Origin of the sequence: Cellulomonas xiejunii (assembly GCF_024508315.1) — a bacterium.
GTDB lineage: Bacteria > Actinomycetota > Actinomycetes > Actinomycetales > Cellulomonadaceae > Cellulomonas > Cellulomonas xiejunii.
Window position 1 is genome coordinate 3,193,659 of sequence record NZ_CP101987.1, and the last position, 16,359, is coordinate 3,210,017.

General features: G+C 76.5%; 15 protein-coding genes. 9 read left to right on the forward strand and 6 right to left on the reverse strand.

Going from position 1 to position 16,359, the window contains the following annotated elements; translation table 11 throughout:
• Positions 1-2 precede the first annotated feature (2 nt).
• From NP048_RS14645 to NP048_RS14675, 7 genes are all read left to right on the forward strand, one after another.
• Positions 3-461 (forward strand): phage tail protein, encoded by a 459-nt coding sequence (locus tag NP048_RS14645; protein WP_227576355.1) that lies wholly within the window; start codon positions 3-5, stop codon positions 459-461.
• The gene (locus NP048_RS14650; RefSeq protein ID WP_227576356.1) at positions 458-1,180 is read left to right on the forward strand and encodes a CIS tube protein; all 723 of its coding nucleotides are present in this window, start codon (positions 458-460) and stop codon (positions 1,178-1,180) included. Before NP048_RS14645 ends, NP048_RS14650 begins: the two co-directional genes overlap by 4 nt.
• Complete coding sequence (locus NP048_RS14655) at positions 1,177-2,943, forward strand: VgrG-related protein (RefSeq protein ID WP_227576357.1); 1,767 nt, start codon at positions 1,177-1,179, stop codon at positions 2,941-2,943. The genes NP048_RS14650 and NP048_RS14655 overlap by 4 nt, the downstream gene beginning before the upstream one ends.
• A 27-nt stretch (positions 2,944-2,970) precedes the next feature.
• Complete coding sequence (locus NP048_RS14660) at positions 2,971-3,360, forward strand: PAAR domain-containing protein (RefSeq protein ID WP_227576358.1); 390 nt, start codon at positions 2,971-2,973, stop codon at positions 3,358-3,360.
• Between the two features lie 16 nt (positions 3,361-3,376).
• The gene (locus NP048_RS14665; protein WP_227576359.1) at positions 3,377-3,853 is read left to right on the forward strand and encodes a GPW/gp25 family protein; all 477 of its coding nucleotides are present in this window, start codon (positions 3,377-3,379) and stop codon (positions 3,851-3,853) included.
• Positions 3,850-5,814, forward strand: a complete 1,965-nt coding sequence (locus NP048_RS14670) for a putative baseplate assembly protein (RefSeq protein ID WP_227576360.1) — start codon at positions 3,850-3,852, stop codon at positions 5,812-5,814. The genes NP048_RS14665 and NP048_RS14670 overlap by 4 nt, the downstream gene beginning before the upstream one ends.
• Before the next feature lie 166 nt (positions 5,815-5,980).
• Entirely contained in the window at positions 5,981-6,538 is a 558-nt protein-coding gene (locus NP048_RS14675; RefSeq protein ID WP_227576361.1) for a phage tail protein, read from the forward strand.
• A 50-nt stretch (positions 6,539-6,588) separates the two neighbouring features.
• Here NP048_RS14675 and NP048_RS14680 read toward each other — a convergent pair whose 3' ends face one another.
• Positions 6,589-9,531, reverse strand: a complete 2,943-nt coding sequence (locus tag NP048_RS14680) for a winged helix-turn-helix domain-containing protein (RefSeq protein WP_227576362.1) — start codon at positions 9,529-9,531, stop codon at positions 6,589-6,591.
• 120 nt (positions 9,532-9,651) lie between these two features.
• Here NP048_RS14680 and NP048_RS14685 point away from each other — a divergent pair, with 120 nt between their 5' ends.
• Positions 9,652-10,425, forward strand: coding sequence for a hypothetical protein (locus tag NP048_RS14685; RefSeq protein ID WP_227576363.1), 774 nt, complete (start codon positions 9,652-9,654; stop codon positions 10,423-10,425).
• 521 nt (positions 10,426-10,946) lie between these two features.
• Positions 10,947-12,125 (forward strand): hypothetical protein, encoded by a 1,179-nt coding sequence (locus NP048_RS14690; protein ID WP_227576364.1) that lies wholly within the window; start codon positions 10,947-10,949, stop codon positions 12,123-12,125.
• A 25-nt stretch (positions 12,126-12,150) separates the two neighbouring features.
• On the opposite strand, the gene NP048_RS14695 is transcribed toward NP048_RS14690, so the two are convergent.
• Genes NP048_RS14695 through NP048_RS14715 form a run of 5 tightly spaced genes read right to left on the reverse strand, consistent with a single transcriptional unit; the run spans position 12,151 to position 16,316 of the window.
• Positions 12,151-13,020, reverse strand: a complete 870-nt coding sequence (locus NP048_RS14695; RefSeq protein ID WP_227576365.1) for a prenyltransferase — start codon at positions 13,018-13,020, stop codon at positions 12,151-12,153.
• On the reverse strand, positions 13,020-13,373 hold the full coding sequence (locus tag NP048_RS14700; RefSeq protein ID WP_227576366.1) for a lycopene cyclase domain-containing protein: 354 nt from the start codon (positions 13,371-13,373) through the stop codon (positions 13,020-13,022). The genes NP048_RS14695 and NP048_RS14700 overlap by 1 nt, the downstream gene beginning before the upstream one ends.
• Positions 13,370-13,744 (reverse strand): lycopene cyclase domain-containing protein, encoded by a 375-nt coding sequence (locus NP048_RS14705; protein WP_227576367.1) that lies wholly within the window; start codon positions 13,742-13,744, stop codon positions 13,370-13,372. Before NP048_RS14705 ends, NP048_RS14700 begins: the two co-directional genes overlap by 4 nt.
• Positions 13,741-15,393 carry a phytoene desaturase family protein gene (gene crtI, locus NP048_RS14710; protein WP_227576368.1) on the reverse strand — a complete coding sequence of 551 codons (1,653 nt, stop codon included), beginning with the start codon at positions 15,391-15,393 and terminating at the stop codon, positions 13,741-13,743. The genes NP048_RS14705 and crtI overlap by 4 nt, the downstream gene beginning before the upstream one ends.
• The gene (locus NP048_RS14715; RefSeq protein ID WP_227576369.1) at positions 15,390-16,316 is read right to left on the reverse strand and encodes a phytoene/squalene synthase family protein; all 927 of its coding nucleotides are present in this window, start codon (positions 16,314-16,316) and stop codon (positions 15,390-15,392) included. Before NP048_RS14715 ends, crtI begins: the two co-directional genes overlap by 4 nt.
• Positions 16,317-16,359 lie beyond the last annotated feature (43 nt).

Below are 16,359 nucleotides of genomic sequence, written 5' to 3' on the forward strand. Positions count from 1 at the left end.
ACATGAAGCGCACCGACGGCGATCCCGTCTCCACGATGCACTTCGACGTGACCATCGACGGCGTCGACGTGGGCGCGTTCACGGCGCTCGACGGGCTGTCCGCGCAGTACGAGGTGCGCACGTACGCGGAGGGCGGCGAGAACGGCTTCGTCCACAAGCTCCCCGGTCGGCTCAGCTACGGGACGGTCAAGCTGACGCGACCTGTGGGGTGGCGCACGTCGGCGCTCGTGCAGTGGTTCGACGACGTCGCGCAGGGGAGGTCGCCGGCCGACGCGACGGCGAGCGTCGTGGGCATGGACTCGCAGCGCCACCGCGTCGTCACGTGGGAGTTCCGCAACGTGTGGCCGGTCAGCTACAAGGGTCCGAGCTTCGCCTCGGAGGGCGGCAAGGTCGCGCTCGAGGTGTTCGAGTTCGCCCACGAGGGCTGGACCGAGACGTTCGCCGAGCCGGTGGCGTCGTGAGCACCGGACGGGCGGTCGCGGTCCTCGCAGAGGAGGCGGACCCGTCGCGCACGCTCTCGTTCCACTTCAACCCGACGACGATCGCGTTCAGCCGTCAGGTGCAGTACAACCGGCAGCCGCGACAGGCCAACGACCCGCCCGTGCAGTTCACGGGTGCGGGGCCCACGAGCCTGACGCTGCAGGTCTTCCTCGACGCCGCGGGCCGCCGCACGCCGCCGAGCGTGCAGCCCGAGATCGACCTGCTGGTGTCCTGGACGACCGTGCCCGACGTGACGAACCCGGGCGACGGCCCGCCGAAGGTGACGTTCACGTGGGGCCACCTGGCGGTCGACGGCGAGCAGACGCTCACGGGCAACGTGTCGCAGCTGAAGGTCACCGTCGAGCGCTTCGACCGTGAGGGGCGCCCGCTGCGGGCGGTGGCGGACCTGACGTTGGTGTCCGCGAAGGCGGAACCGAAGGGCACCAACCCCACGTCCGGTGCGGAGCGGTCCCGACGCCGGCACGTGCTGCGGCGCGGCGAGACGCTCGCGTCGGTGGCGTGGTCACGGCTGGGCGACGCGGGCGGCTGGCGCGCCGTCGCCGAGCTCAACGGCATCGACGACCCCACACGGCTGCGCGCGGGCCGTGAGCTGCTCCTGCCCGACGCCCCCGAGCGCGGCGCGCTGGGCCTGCGCGCCGCGGGACCGAGCACGCCCGCCTGGCGCCAGGACGCGCGATGACGGCCACGGCGACGCGCACCAGCGGCACCACCGCCTCGGGGGGACCGGGCACCGGCAGCGCGACGGGCGCCCGCCCTGTCGTGCAGGTCGAGGGCGTCGACCTGCCGGGGCGCCTGGTGGCGGCGCTGCGTTCGGCCGTCGTCGACACCGACGTCGCCGGGCCCGACGCGTGCCGGCTCGTCCTGGACGACCCGGCGCGGGACGTCCTCGCCGACACCGCGATCGACCTGGGGGCGCGCCTGACGGTGACGGCCGGACCGCCCGGCGGCGCGGCGACGACGACGCTCTTCGACGGCCTGGTCCACGCGATCGGCTACGACTTCGACGAGCGCGGCGGCTGGACGACCGTCAGCGCGTACGACCGCTCGTACGCGCTGTACACGGGCACGCACACGGCGTCGTACCAGGACGTGACGGACTCGGACCTCGCGACCACCGTGGCGCGGCAGGTGGGTCTCGACGTGGGCGCGGTCGACGCGACGGACGTCGTGCACGCGCACGTGGCGCAGGTCAACGAGACCCATGTCGCGCTGCTGGAGCGCCGAGCGCGGGAAGCGGGCCGGGTGCTGCTGGTGACAGGCACGTCGCTGTCGTTCGTCCGGCCGCCGCGTGCGGGTGACGCGCCACGGCCGGGCGACCACGAGTCGCGCGGGCACCGCCAGCTCGTGCCCGGCGCCAACCTCGAGCGCCTGTCGGTGCGTGTCACGGGCGCGCAGCAGGTCGCGGAGGTCGAGGTGCGGGGCTGGGACCCGGTGGCGAAGCAGGAGCTCGTCGCGACGACGCCGGCGGTGACGCACGCCTCGCAGATGCGGGACACACCGGAGTCGGTCGCGTGCCGCTTCGGCAGCCCACGCGCCGTCGGGGTCGACGTCCCGGTCTCGCAGCAGGCGGAGTGCGACGCGCTGGCCCGGGCGTGGGCGGACCACCTGGGAGGGGCGTGCGTGCACGCGGAGGGCGTCGCGGCGGGCGACCCGCTGCTCGTCGCCGGGACGCCCGTGAGCCTGGGTGAGACGGGCGGCCGGTTCGACGGCAAGGTCACCCTGACGCGCGCGCGGCACGTGTGGGAGGGCGACGGGTACCGCACGCACTTCACGGCGTCGGGGTCGCACGACCGGTCGGTGCTCGGGCTGGTCCGCGGCGGGGCGCCGACGCTCCCGCAGCGAGCCCCGGGCCTGGTCATCGGGGTCGTCACCAACGTCGACGACACCACCGGGCAGGGCCGGGTGCGCCTGCGGTACCCGTGGCTGGACGGGGACTTCGAGTCGGACTGGGCACGCGTGGTCCACGTCGGGGCCGGCAAGGACCGCGGCCTGCAGGTCGTGCCCGAGGTCGACGACGAGGTGCTCGTGGGCTTCGAGCACGGCGACCGCCGGTCGGCGTTCGTCCTCGGGGGCCTCTACAACGGCGTCGACACGCCGCCTCGCGAGAAGCCGGTCGCGTCCTCGGGTGCGGTCGACCTGCGGGTGTGGCGCAGCCGGACGGGGCACGAGGTGGTGCTCGACGACACCGACGGGGCCGGTCAGGTCGTCGTCCGCACGGCCGACGACAAGGTCGTCGTCACGCTCGACGTCGCGAGCAAGACGCTGTCCGTCACGTCGCAGGGCGACGTGACGGTCGAGGCGCAGGGCAACGTGCAGGTCGACGCGAAGGGCGACCTCGAGGTCGCCGCACAGGGCTCCGCGAGCATCAAGGGCACGGCCGGGCTGACGCTCGAGAGCAGCGGCAAGGTCACGGTCAAGGGAGCGACGATCGCGCTCAACTGAGCGCGGTCGTCGGACGGGGAGGACGCGATGGGGGCACCGGCGGTCGTCATGGGCGACAAGGTCATGGGCATGTGCGCGGGGCACCAGATCCCCTCGCCCACGGGCGCACCGATGCCGGGACCACCCCTGCCGCTGCAGGCGCCGCTGCTGCAGGGCCTCGCCACGACGGTGACGATCGGCGGCAGGCCCGCGGCCGTGCAGGGCAGCAGCGGGTACAACACGCCGCCGCACGTCGGCCTGCACGCGTCGGACCCGAGGCTCGTGCCGACGACGCAGGACGCGCGCGTGGTCACGGGCAGCTCGACCGTGACGTTCGACGGCAAGCCCGCGGCGTACAGCGGGTGCCCCGTCACGGGGTGCCTGGCGCCGTCCGCGCAGGTGACGGGGACGGGCACGACCGTGCTCGTCGCGCAGTGAGAGGCGGGGAGGCACCATGACGGGCCACGCGTTCGTCGGCACGGGCTGGCACTGGCCGGTCGAGACCGACGCCACGGGGGCGTTCGCGCTGACCGGCGGCACCACGCTGCTCGAGCAGGCGATGTACCTGATCCTGTCCACGACGCCCGGTGAGCGGCCCATGCGCCCGGAGTTCGGGGCGCGGCTCGCGCAGTTCGTCTTCGAGTCGGGCGACGCGACGACGGCCGGGCGGATCGCCACCGAGGTGCGCACCGCCCTCGCCCGCTGGGAGCCGCGCGTCGAGGTCCGCGAGGTCGTCGTGACGATCGACCCCGACGAGGCGGCCACGCTGTGGATCGACGTCGCGTACCGGGTCCGCTCCACCAACGACCGTCGCAACCTCGTCTTCCCGTTCTACGTGATCGGGCGCCACGAGGAGGCCGACGAGCCCCTGCCCGCTCCCCCGCCGGCCGGGACCCCACCCGTCCCCGCGCTCGCCCGGAGGTCGTCATGACCCTGCCCACCCCGCGCCTGGACGACCGCACGTTCCAGGACCTCGTCGACGAGGCGAAACGGCACGTGCAGCGCCGGTGCCCCGCCTGGACGGACCACAACGTGTCCGACCCCGGCGTGACGCTCATCGAGACCTTCGCGTGGATGACCGAGCTGCTGCTCTACCGCGTCAACCGCGTGCCGGACCGCATGCACCTGACCTTCCTCGACCTGCTGGGCGTGCAGCTCTTCCCGCCGCGGGCGGCACGCGCCGAGGTCACGTTCCGGCTGTCGTCGCACCACGACGAGGAGGTCGTCGTACCGGCCGGGACCGTCGTGTCGACGCGTCGCGCGGCGGACCGTCCGCCTGTCGCCTTCACGACGGTGGCGCCGCTGGTCGTGCCGCCCTCGTCGTCGCAGGCCGTCCTGACGATCGCCGCCGCCGGACGCACGGTCGACCGCACCCCGGGACTGGGCGTCGGCGACGGGTTCGCCGCGTTCGGCGAGCCGCCCGTCATCGGCGACGCGCTCTACGTGGGTCTCGACGCCCCGGCGCCGTCGTGCGTGCTGCTCGTGCAGGTGGTGTGCCGCGTCGGTGGGCACGGCATCGACCCGCACCGCCCGCCCCTGGTGTGGGAGGCGTGGACGCCGGACGGCTGGCAGGTGTGCGCGGTCGAGCGTGACGACACGCTGGGCCTCAACGTGCCGGGCGCCGTCGAGCTGCACGTGCCGGACGGCCACGAGCGCTCGACGGTCGGTGACGTGGACGCCGCCTGGTTGCGGTGCCGTGTCGTGCGCGCGACCCACGCGTACCGCTCGTCCCCCGTCGTGGTGTCGCTGACGGCGGCCACCGTGGGCGGGGACGTCGAGGCGGTCCACGCCGAGCCGGTCGTCGACGAGCCGCTCGGCACGTCCGACGGCACCGCCGGCCAGGTCCTGACGCTCAGCCGCCCACCCGTCCTCGACGAGCCCGACCGGCCCGTGGTGCTCGAGGTCGGCCGGACCGCCGCCCGAGCGGACGAGGCCATGACGTGGGAGCCGTGGCAGGTCGTCGACGACGTGGCGTCCGCCGGGCCCGACGACCGGGTCTGCATGCTCGACCACACGACGGGCGAGCTGCGGTTCGGTCCGCAGGTGCGCTCGGCCGACGGGTCGGTGCGCCCGTACGGCGCCGTCCCGCCGCTGGGCGCACCCCTGCGTGTCACGTACCGGACGGGTGGCGGCGCGGGGGGCAACGTCGCGGCGCGCACGCTCGCGGTGCTGCGGACGTCGGTGCCGTACGTCGCGGCCGTGTGGAACCGGCGCGCGGCGGCGGGGGGCGTCGACGGCGAGACCGTCGCGGAGGCCCGCGAGCGCGGACCGCTGGAGCTACGCACGCGCGGCCGTGCCGTCACCGCCGAGGACTACGTCCACCTGGTGCGGCACGCCGCACCAGAGCTGGCACGCGTGCACTGCGTCCCCGTCACGGACGGCCCCGACGCACCCGGCCTGCGTGTGCTCGTCGTCCCGGCGGCGGCGACGGGTGACCCGTTCCTCGACCTCAAGGACCTGCAGCTGCCCGACGACGCGCGCGACCGGGTGCTGGCCGCCGTCGACGCGGCACGGGTCGTGGGGTTCCGGGTGGCCGTCGAGCCGCCGTCGTACGTGGGCGTCCGCGTCGACGCGCGCGTCCGGGTGCGCCCGGGCGCCGACCCGCGCACGGTCGAGCACGCGGGCGTCGACGCCCTGTTCCGGTACTTCAGCCCGCTGACCGGTGGACCGGACGGCGACGGCTGGCCGCTGGGACGGCCGGTGCAGCCGGGCGAGGCGCACGCGGTGCTCGCACGCGTCCCCGGTGTCGACTACGTCGAGGACGTCGTCCTGCTGCGCGCCAACCCGCTGGACCGCTCGGTGTCCACCCCGCAGGACCGCATCGACCTCGACGCGACCCACGTGGTCCTCAGCGTCGAGCACACGGTCACGGCCACGAGCGCAGCCTCATGACCGCCCGGTCCCCCACCCCGACCAACCCGCCCCTCCCCACCAGCCACCACCCCCTCCCCATCCGCCGAACTCGTCCTTCGGCGGCTTTCGAGGCTCCTATCGCCGCCGAAGGACGAGTTCGAGCCCCTGGGGGGCGAGTTCGGTCGGGGGTTCGTAGGGGTGGGTCGTGAGTCGGCAGCGGGGGGTCGACGTGCGGCCGGCGGCCGTGGCCGTGTCGCTGGTCGACGGGCTGCCCGAGGCGTTCGTCGCGTCACCGGGCACCGTCGCGTTCGTGCGGGCGTTCGACGACGGCTTCGCGCCGTTCGCCACCGTGCTGGACCACCTGCCCGCGTACGCCGACCCGCGGTACGCGCCCGACGACCTGGTCCGGTGGGTCGCGTCGTGGCTGGCTCCCGCTGTCGCGGCGCGGCGCCCGGCCACGCTGCTGCGTGCGCACCTGCCCGACCTGGTGACGTCGGCGGTGGCCCGCGGCACGCTGCGGGGTGTCGTCGCCGCCGTGCGCGCGTGCACGGGCTGCGACCCGGAGGTCACCGACAGCGGCGGCACCGCGTGGAGCCGCCGTCCCCTCGGCCCGATGCCCGGTTCGGCGCGTCTGCACCTCGACGTCGGTGTCCGTCTGCTGCCGGACGAGCCGGACCCCGACGACGTCCTCGACCTGGTCCGGGCCGTCGTCGAGGACGTGCGCCCCGTGCACGTCCCCACGACGGTCCGCCTGCTCGCATGACCGCCGCCGCCCGAGCCACGACCAGCAGGACCCCCCGCACGGAGGTCCGGTCAGGGCACCGCGAGGGTGCGGGCGGTCGGCGCCGGCGCGACGCCGAGCTCGTCCAGCACGGCGGCGTACTCGCGCCGGGCGGCCGCCGCGGCCGCCGGACGCCCGTCGGTGACCAGGCCGCTGACCAGACGGCGCCACAGGTCGTCCTGGAACCGGTCGAGCACCAGGCCACGACGGACCGCCGCGACCGCGCCCGACGTGTCGCCGCGTGCCATCAGCAGGTCCGCGAGGGTCGCGCACGCCCGCACCACGTCGGCCCGGACGCTCTCACGCGGCCCGACGACCCACTCCGCCGTCCCGTCCTGCGGCAGCAGCTCGGCGGCGCCCGCCTCGACGACGCGCTGCAGGGCGACCAGGGCCGTCGCCTCGTCCCCGGCGGCGAGCGCGACGTCCGCAGCGCGCGACGCGAGCTCGAGCCGGCGCACGTCGTGCACCGTCCGCCCGTCGGTGCCCAGCGCGTAACCCTGCTCCACGCGCCGCAGCACGGCCCCGGCGCCGGGGTGCGCCACGTCGAGCGCGCGTCGCACGTCGCTGACGGCCACCTGCAGGGAGTGGTGCCCCCGCTCGGGGAGGCGGCCCGGCCAGAACCACTCGACGAGCCGGTCGCGGTGCACCGGTGCCGGCGCGGACAGCGCGAGCGCCCGCAGGAGCGCGGCGTGCTGCGGGCGCAGGCTCGACGTCGTCACGGTGGACCCGCCCACCTCGAGACGGAAGTCCCCCAGGCACCGCACGTCCACCGCGGGAACGGCGGCGGGCGCCGCGGCCACGGGACCGGAGACGACCGCGGTGCTGGGAACGCCCGCTGCGGCGGGGAGGGTGCGTCGGGCGACCAGACGCACCCACGCCTGGACGCCCGCGGCGCGCGCGATCCGTCCCCACCTGTCGGCCGGTGCGCCGAGCGCGACGAGCACGAGCGCGTGGGGCACCGGGCCGCACCGGGCCGCATCCTCCTCGAGGCCCACGGCGGGCGGCTCACCTCCCTGCCGCACCTGCGCGACCGCCGCCGCGGCACGCGCCCACACCCCGAGTGCCGGTGCGTCGAGCGCGTCGAGCGCATCGGCTGCGTGCCGTGCCGTGGCGACGGTCTGCGGGCGGTCCTGCGCGAGCGGCGCGGAGCTCAGCGCGTCGAGCAGCCCGAGGAGCGCCGCGCCCCAGGCGTCCCCCACCCCGAGGCAGCGTTCGCGCAGGTGGCGCAGGCCGTCGGCACCCGTGTCGGGGCGGCTCGCGAGCTCCAGGCCGTCCGCCAGGCGCTCGAGCGCGGGTGCCCCCACGAGCTTGGCGGCGGTCTGGGCCCGCTCACGCGCGTCGCGCGCACCCCGTCCGTGCAGGAGCGTGAGGCACGCGGCCTGGCCGAGCAGCGCGACCGCCTCGACGACCGGCTCGGCGGTGGCGCGTGCCTGCACGGCGGCGAACCGTCGCGTCGCCGCCCGCACGTCGGCCCCCACGAGTCCCGCGACGGCGACGGCCAGGGCGCGCCCCACGTCGTCCCCGGGGTCGGTCGCGACGTACTGACGGGGCCGCCCGAGCGCACGGCGCACCAGGGCCACCCAGTCCGTCGACGCGCCCACCGGCGGCTCCACCCACGCGTGCACCATGCGTCGCTCGCGCGCCACGAGCGCACGGCGCGACCCGGTGGCCGCGCGGTCCCCCGCGACGGTGTACGCCTCGAGCGCCGCCGCCAGCGCCCCCTCGACGAGGTGCCGACGCGCGACCGCGAGCGCGACCCACGGGTCGGAGTCGCGGATCGCGACGGGCAGGAGGTCGAGCCAGGGCCCAGGGCGGCCCGCGAGGTCGTCGCCGCCGACGGTCAGCACCTGCCGGGCGGCGTCCCAGTCCTGCGCACGGCACGACGAGCGCAGGGCGTCGTCGTACTCGCCCGCCGTGAGCGCGAGGGCCGCCGCCCGCCGGTGCAGCTCGCGCGCGACCGCCCCGCCGCCCCGGTCGGCGAGCGTGTCGAGGAGGTAGCCGCGCACGACGTCGTGGCACTCGTACAGCGTGCCGTCCGCGTCGTCGACGGCCGCGAGCAGGCCGTGGCGGTGCGCCGCGGCGAGCAGCCGCGCGCTGGAGTCGGTGCCGAGCAGCGCGTCGCACCGGTCGGCCGAGAGCCTGCCCAGCACGGACGTGCGCACCAGGAACTCGCGCACCGACGCGGGAAGCCGGTCCAGCACGTGCCCCGCGAGGTAGTCGGCGACGGCCGGCCCGCGACCTGCGCGCTCGAGCAGGCGGCTGCGGCTGCTGGCGGGACGGTCGCGCGTGGCGAGGTGGAAGAGCTCGAGCCCTGCGGCCCAACCGCGCGTGCGCTGCGTGAGCTCGGCGACCTCCGCCGCGCGCAGGGGTGCCGCGTGGTGGCCTCGGAACAGCTCGTCCACCTCCCACGTGCGGAACCGCAGGGCCTCGCCGTCGAGGACGCGCGCGGTGCCGGCGAGCTCGCGGCTGGGGACACCCGCGGGCATGCCGCGGCTGCCGAGCACCATCCGCAGCCCTGCGGGCTGGTGCCGGACGAGCAGATCCACGACGTGCGCGGCGCGGCGGCGGTCGACCGTGTGCGCGTCGTCGAGCACGAGCAGCGCCGGTCCGGCGAGTCCGTCGCCGAGGGCCGCCAGAGCGTCGTCGGCCGTGTGCCACGGGCCGGGCCGCTCGACCCACGGCAGCGCGACGCACGCCGCGTGCAGGTGCCGGACCAGCGCCTCCGGGTCGTCGAGCGCGGGGTCGAGCGTGACCCAGGCGACCGGCAGCCCGCACGCGTCGGCGACGTGCGCGAGCAGCGTCGTCTTGCCGCACCCGGGGCCGGCGACGACGGCGACGAGGTGTGCCGCCGAGGGCCCGACGAGCTGGGTCAGCAGGCGTGCCCGCCGCAGACCGGTCGGCTCCGGGCGCGCGACGCGCGAGCGCAGCACCGGAGTCGACCCGGTGCTCGCAGGCAGGTCGTCGGCCGCTCCCATGCGTCTCCCCTGCGCTTCACCCTCGGCCCCCGCGCGGGTGTCACGTACGCTGACCGTAGCGCCGGACCAACCGTACGAACAGGACGATTCTCCGGCGAGGCCGGGCGAGGGGACGCGGTCGTGCAGCACCCGGGCGGGGGGCCGGACACGGCGGACGGGTCGCAGGACGACCTGTCCGACCTTCTCGCGCCCGCCGACGTGCAGTTCCGACCGGCACCACCGGTGACGCGACCCCGCCGCCGGCCCGCGCCGGTGCCGGCGCAGCCCGTGGACACCGTGGAGACGGCACTCCCGGATCTCACCCGGCACCGGACGCCGTCGGCCCCTGGCGCGCCGGCGGCACCTGATGCGCCGTCGCCGGACGCGCCGCCGGACACCACCGGGCCGCCCGCTCCTCCGGCACGACCGGACGACGTCGTGACGTTCGGCCGCTGGTTCCAGCCGGTCGCGGGCGGCGTCCTGCCACGACCGGACCCTGACGAGCCGGTGGTGGCGGTGATCCGGGCGGCTCCCGGCAGCTCCGTGCACGCGATCACGGCGGGGCACGCGCGACGGGCCCCCGTGACGCTCGCGGCCGGCGGGCTCGAGCTCGCGGGTGACGACGGCACGACGCTCGTCCTCACGGCGCCGCCCGACACCGCGTGGGTGCGCGACGACGAGGACGTCGCCGCCGGGGAGGTCGTCGGCGTGCTCCCGACCGGCGACGGCGGCGGGGGCGACGTCGAGCTGCGGGTCCTGGTGATCGGGCCGCAGGGGGTGCCCCGCGACGCGGTGGACGCGTTGGTCGGGCTGCCCGACCCCGGCGAGCTCGACCTGGGCCCAGGGCTGGGCACGGACCCGTTCGCCCTGGACCTCGAGATCGCCGGTCGCGCCGACGTGCCCGGTGCGTCGTGACGACCTGTCCGCGATGCGGGCACGACAACGCCGACGACGCGCTGCTGTGCGGCACCTGCCGCGCGTACCTGGGGTGGACGCGACGCACGGACGGCCCGCCACCCGGCACGCCGACGACGGTGGCCCCGGTCCCGCCGACGCCTGTGCCCCCGTCCGACCCGGCGGCCCCGCGCCCGACGCCCGACGACCCGCCGACTCCCGCCGACCCCTCGCCACCCGCCGCCCCCGCCGTACGGGGCACGACACCGCCGGCACCGATCGCGGTCCCGCACGACCGGACGGCGGCACCGCGTCCCGTCCAGGTGCCCGCTGCCGGACCGCCGCGGCGCGCTCCCCGGGCGCCGGCTCCCCCGCCGCCCTCGCCACCGGGCACACCCTCGACACCGGGCGCCCCGGCGGGCCGGTCGGCCTGGACGCCCCCGACGTCGTCACCTGCGCCCGCCGCCCCCGCCACTGCTCCCGGGCACGGCGACGCGTCAGGTGGGTCCGCACGCGGCGGCGCATCGGGTGGGCCCGCGCCCGTGCAGGTGTCGCTCGGCCCGTCCGCGCCGCGCACGGCCCGCCCCGACGCGCGCAGCGCCCCGCCGCGCACCATCGGCGTCCGGGTCGCCGCAGGGCCGTCCCGGATCGACCCGCGGCGCCCCACCGGGCCGGACGTCGACCCACCGGCCCGCACGTCCAGCTTCGAGGCGCTGCAGCCGGACGCCGCGCACGAGGAGCCGGGCGCGCACGCGGCGCGCACCGGCGGTGCGCGACCGCGGCCGTCCGACGGCGTGCCGGTGTTCGAGGACGCGGTCCGGTGCCCGTCGTGCGGCCGGGCACTGCCGGTGTCGCGGCGCTTCTGCCGCTGCGGCGCGACCCTGACGCCTCCGGCCGCGCTCGTCGAGGACGACGCGCCACCCGCGACGCCCTGGTACCACCGCGCGGCGGGCTCGGGTGCATCGTTCCGGCGACGCCTGCGCACAGCGAACCACGGCGTGCGTGTCGTCTTCGACCGAGGACGCGCAGCCCAGGTGCACGTGGCGCGCGCGACCGTCGCACTCGCCGCGGTGGGCCTCGCGGGCGTCGTGGTGCTCCCCCAGGCCGCGGACGTCCGCGACCGCGCCTCCGCGGCCCTGCAGCAGGTGGACCCGCGCGGCTACACGCGTGTCGCCGGCGTGACGGCCACGACCGACCCGCCTCCTGCGGCCGCGCCCGCCGCAGACCCCGCCGACCCGGCAACCGACCCGGCAGCCGACCCAGCCCTCCTCCCGGTGGACGATCTCGCCTTCGGCCCGCAGAACGCGGTCGACGGCGCGACCGGGCGCGCCTGGTCGGTGCCGTGGGCAGCACCCGCCGACGCGGGGCCGCCGTGCGCGCGTCCCGGTGGGGCGCCCACGCTGCTGCTCACCCTGCCCGCCCCGACGGACGTGGACCGCGTCGGCCTGGTCGTCGGGCTGCCGGAGTCGGCACCGGACCGCGCGCGCCAGGCGGTGCCCGCCCTCGTGGACGTGACGTGGCTGCCCTCAGGCCGCTGCACGACGATCGAGCTCACCGACTCCGCGCGGTTGCAGACGCAGGACGTCGCGGACGTGCGCGGGGCGACGTCGGCGCGGGTGGTGGTCGTGGACGCGCACCTGCCGCAGGACCCGCCGGCGGACCTGCGGGTCGCCGTCGGCGAGGTGGTCGTCCTGTCGCACGGTCGGCTCGGGTCCGGCTGACTCCCCGGCGCCGGTGCCGCCGACGTCAGGTCAGCGCGATGGCGATGAGCAGCATGGTCACGAGGAACCCGGTCAGCAGGTTGAGCCACAGGAACGTGCGCCAGCCGGCGTTCGCGCGTTCGCAGTCGTCGTCGGTCACGTCGCGGAACCGCCACGTGCTCACGGCGTACGGGAGCGGCAGCACGGCCGCCAGCACGCCGGGCCACGGCAGCACGAGCAGCACCGCGGCGGCGGCGACGTACGCGGCGGTCGCCGCGAGGACCGTCGGCCGCGCGCCGAGCACGGTCGCGATCGACGCGAGCCCGCCGGCACGGTCCGCGCGCACGTCCTGCACGGCACCGAAGGCGTGCGACGCCATGCCCCACAGCAGGAACGCGACGAGCACGGGCCACACGGTGCGGGCGCCGAGGTCGGCGCCCGCGAGCACGAGCGCGTACAGGAGCGGTCCGACGAAGTGCACGGCCGAGGAGAACGAGTCGAGGACCGGGCGCTCCTTGAACCGCAGCCGCGGTGCCGAGTAGGCCACCACGTCGAAGAGCACCAGCAGCAGCACGACGCCCGCGAGCGGGGACCCGAGCGCCAGCAGCCACACGACGAAGGGCACGGTCGTGACGGCGCACGCCACGAGGATCCTGCGGTGCACGGCGCGCGCCCGGGACGGGTCGACGAGCCCGCCCTCGATGCCGCCCTTGCGCGGGTTGGCCAGGTCGGACGCGTAGTCGAACACGTCGTTGACGCCGTACATCAGCAGGTTGTACGGCACGAGGAAGAACAGCGTCCCGACGACGAGGCGCACGTCGAGGCGACCGTCGGTGACCATGAGCCACCCGGCGGCGAACGGGTAGGCCGTGTTGACCCAGGAGAACGGCCGGGAGGCCGCGAGCAGCTCGCGCATCAGCCCTCCGCCCGCGGGGGCGCGGCCGGGTCGGCGGCAGACGGCTCGTCCGGGCGCGACGACGTGCGTGGTGAGCGCCCGAGGACGGTCCACAGCACGGGGACGAGGACGGCGGCCGCGATCGCGTACGCGAAGTCCTCGAGCGGGGCGCCCCAGAGGTAGACCCCCAGGATCTTGGCGGGGTCGAAGACGTACAGGCCGACGTCGATCATGATCGTGTCGAAGACCGCGGTGAGGACGCACAGGACCAGGCACGCCCCGAGCAGCGGCCACGCCCGCAGGCGGCGCAGCACGGGCCAGGACACGGCGCCCAGCACGACGAGCACGAGCACGTTGAGCACGAGGTTGGTCACGACGCCTCCCCTCCCGTGCGCCGCGCGGCGTCCCGTAGCGCGTCCCGGCCCGCCGCACGCCGCGCCGACGACACGTCGAACCAGCGCCACGCGAGCAGGCCCGTGTAGGTCAGCAGCGCGAGGAAGAACGCCTCCTCGACGGGCAGCTCGGGCGCCAGGAGCAGGCCCGTCATGTGCGGCGAGTCACCACGCGCGAAGATCCCGAGCGCGAGGCCGGCGAGGTCCCACAGCAGGAAGCCCAGGACGCCCAGCCCGACGGTCCACGCCGAGCGCCGCGCGTCGTGCCAGAACGCGAGCCGGAACCGCCGGTCGAGCACCGCGAGCCCACCCAGCGACAGCAGCAGCGCACCGAGGTACATCAACCCGGTCATGCACGCCCTGCCGTGACGTCGGACCACAGGCCGCGCGGCAGCCCGGAAGCGAGGTACCCGGGCCGCAGCGGGGCGGGCAGCGGGCGCGACGACGTCTCCCCCAGCAGCCGCTTGGCGACCAGCTCGGCCCCGATGAGGACCATCGGCAGCCCGACGCCCGGGACGGTGCCGCCGCCCACGTGCAGCAGGTTCGGCACCCGGTGCGAGGCGACGCCCGGGCGGAACATCGCGGACTGGCGCAGGGTGTGCTCCATGCCCAGCGCGGTGCCGCGCCACGCGGACAGGTCCCGCGCGAAGTCGGCGGGTCCCACGACCCGTCGCACGACGACGCGCGAGCGCAGGTCCGGCACCCCGGCCCAGGCCCCCACCTGGTCGAGGTAGCGGTCGGCGTACGCGTCGAGCTCGCCGGGCCGGGTGCCGAGCGCGGGGTCGGCGGGGAACGGCACGAGGACGAACAGGTTCTCGTGTCCCGGGGGCGCCGCGGTGGGGTCGGTCGCGGTCGTGCGCGAGACGTAGAGCGACGCGACGTCGGGCACGCGCAGCCCCGCCGCCGGGGTCGCACGGCCCGCCCCGAGGATGTCCTCGAAGTTGCCCGGCCAGTCCTGCGTGAAGAACAGCGAGTGGTGCCGCAGCTCCGGCAGCGCCCCCCGCACGCCCGCCATGACGAGCAGCGCCGAGATGCCCGGACCGCGCGTCTCCCAGACGTGCTCGGGCAGGTCCGCGTGGTCGGGCGCCAGCAGCGCGGTCTCGGTGTGGTGCCGGTCGGCACCGGACACGACGACGTCGGCGGGGACGAGGCTGCCGTCGGCCAGCCGGACGCCCCGCGCGACGCCGCGACGCCGCGGGTGCCGCCGGGTGCGGGGTGCGTCGTCGACCTCGACCGCGACGACGTCGGCGCCCGTGCGCACGACGACGCCCTCCTTGACCGCCGCCTTGGCGAGCTCCTCGACGAGCGTGTACATGCCGCCGCGCGGGTAGTAGACGCCGTCGCCGAGGTCGAGGTGGCTCATCAGCGAGTACAGCGCGGGCACGCGGTACGGCGAGGACCCGAGGAAGACCGCGTGGTAACCGAGCACCTGCCGCAGCACGGGGTGCTGCACGGTCTGCGCGATGCGCTCGGCGAGGGTCTGCGTCAGGAGCCGGGCCAGCGTCCCGGAGCGGCGCAGCACGTCCCGCGAGAGCGCGCGGTCGGGGCGCTCGAACGTCGTGTACAGGAAGTGGTCGAGCGCCGTCCGGTAGGCCTCGCCCGCGTCGTCGACGTAGCGCCGGACCGCCGCCCCGGCGCCGGGCTCGAGCGCGTCGAACGTCGCGGCGTTGACGTGCGGGTCGGCCACCACGTCGAACGGCTCGACGCCGGACGCCGGCTCGGGGAACAGCCGGTACGCGGGGTCGAGGCGCCGCAGGTCCACGTGGTCGGCCACCCGGCGCCCGAGCAGCGCGAACGTGTGCTCGACGACCTCGGGCATGAACCACCACGACGGCCCGGTGTCGAACCGGAAGCCGTCGGCCTCCCACGTCCCCGTCCGTCCGCCGAGCTGCTCGTGCCGCTCCAGCAGCGTGACCTGGGCCCCGCCGCGGGCGAGCAGCGCGGCGGTCGCGAGGCCGCCCACGCCGCCGCCGACGACGACGACCCGCACGGCACCGCTCACGGGGCCACCGCCCGCGAGCGCAGCAGCGGGGTGTCGCGGACCCGGTCCCTCGTCTCCCCGGCCAGGACGCCGGCGACGGCCCGCGCGACGACGACGGCCTTGACCGGCCCCGGCACGCGGACGCGACGTGCGCGCAGCGTCTCGACAGGAGTCGCGGCGAGGTCGCGCAGCAGCCGGTCGTACAGCGCGGTGGTCGCGGCGACGGCGCACCGGGCGCGCGTCGGGAGCAGCGGGAGCGCGGCGCGGGCCCGGTCCAGGTCGCCGCCGATCTCGTCGAGGACCGCGCGGACGTCGCCGTGCGTGAGGTGCTCCGGGTCGACGCCCGGCAGGTAGGCGCGCCCGAGGTCGCCGCTGTCGGCGGCGAGGTCCCGCAGGAAGTTGATCTTCTGGAACGCGGCACCGAGTGCGCGGGCGCCGTCGAGCGCCGCGGGCACCGGTTCGACGCGCGGGTCGCCGGGGCGCCGCTCGGCGTCGAGGAAGACGCGCAGGCACATGACGCCGACGACCTCCGCCGACCCGTAGACGTACCGCTCGTAGCTCTCGCGGTCGTGCGTGCGGACCGTCAGGTCGGCCCGCATCGAGGCGAAGAACGGGTCGATCTCGCCGTGGCCGATGCCGGTGCGGCGCGCGGCGCGCGCGAACGCGTGCACGACGACGTTGGTCGAGTACCCGGTGCGCAGCGCGCGTGCCACCTGCTCCTCGAGCTCGTCGAGCTCGACGCCGGCGTCGGGTCCCCGGTACGTGTCGACCACCTCGTCCGCGAGGCGCACGAGGGCGTACACCGCCTGGATGTCGGCGCGGGCGCGGGCGCCGAGCAGGCGCGTGCCGAGGCCGAACGACGTCGAGTACGCCCGCAGCACCAGTGCGCTGGCCCGCATCGCGGTCGCGTCGTACAGGACCTGACCGGTGGTGGCCGTGCGCATGTCGTACGTCCTCGTCTCGGTCGTGCCGGGTGGTCCAGGGGGC

What these genes read in the sequence shown, in the direction of transcription:
- NP048_RS14660 (WP_227576358.1), top strand. Translation starts at nt 2,971, where the DNA reads ATGGGGGCACCGGCGGTCGTCATGGGCGACAAGGTCATGGGCATGTGC.
- NP048_RS14705 (WP_227576367.1), bottom strand. Translation starts at nt 13,744, where the DNA reads ATGACCGGGTTGATGTACCTCGGTGCGCTGCTGCTGTCGCTGGGTGGG.
- NP048_RS14645 (WP_227576355.1), top strand. Translation starts at nt 3, where the DNA reads ATGAAGCGCACCGACGGCGATCCCGTCTCCACGATGCACTTCGACGTG.
- NP048_RS14680 (WP_227576362.1), bottom strand. Translation starts at nt 9,531, where the DNA reads ATGGGAGCGGCCGACGACCTGCCTGCGAGCACCGGGTCGACTCCGGTG.
- NP048_RS14695 (WP_227576365.1), bottom strand. Translation starts at nt 13,020, where the DNA reads ATGCGCGAGCTGCTCGCGGCCTCCCGGCCGTTCTCCTGGGTCAACACG.
- NP048_RS14715 (WP_227576369.1), bottom strand. Translation starts at nt 16,316, where the DNA reads ATGCGCACGGCCACCACCGGTCAGGTCCTGTACGACGCGACCGCGATG.
- NP048_RS14670 (WP_227576360.1), top strand. Translation starts at nt 3,850, where the DNA reads ATGACCCTGCCCACCCCGCGCCTGGACGACCGCACGTTCCAGGACCTC.
- NP048_RS14655 (WP_227576357.1), top strand. Translation starts at nt 1,177, where the DNA reads ATGACGGCCACGGCGACGCGCACCAGCGGCACCACCGCCTCGGGGGGA.
- NP048_RS14665 (WP_227576359.1), top strand. Translation starts at nt 3,377, where the DNA reads ATGACGGGCCACGCGTTCGTCGGCACGGGCTGGCACTGGCCGGTCGAG.